This is a genomic window from Pseudomonas sp. 05T35 (assembly GCF_056396605.1).
Window position 1 is genome coordinate 1 of the sequence record NZ_JBFTLU010001000.1, and the last position, 391, is coordinate 391.

Consider the following 391-nt stretch of genomic DNA (forward strand, 5'->3'; position numbering starts at 1 on the left):
TCCATCCACTCATTGAGCAACTTGACCGTCTCGCCCTTACCTGCGCCTTCAATCCCGTTGATCAACACGATGACCGGAAATCGTGCCTGCTGCTGGAGGTCGAACTGAGCTTCAAGCAAGGCCTCACGCAACGCCGGCACTTCAGCATCGTAGGTTTCTTTATCAATCACATGACCGATTTCAGCAGATTCGAACATGAGCGACTCCCTTCCAAGATTGTCCAAGACTAGCGGATTGACCGAGTGTTTGTCTGGACCATCCCATCCGCTTTGCCATGGATCAATCGCTTGTGTCGCGATCGGCTAGAATGGCCACCTAGCCTCGCTTGAGCCGACCATGAACCCTGAAACACTGCCGAACCCCGTACCGCATGCCCAGCTCGACTGGGACG

Annotated in this window: 1 pseudogene; it reads right to left on the reverse strand. The window is 54.7% G+C overall.

Going from position 1 to position 391, the window contains the following annotated elements:
- Positions 1 to 197, reverse strand: a pseudogene (locus tag AC1DH9_RS31105) (polyphosphate kinase); the annotation flags it as partial.
- Positions 198 to 391 lie beyond the last annotated feature (194 nt).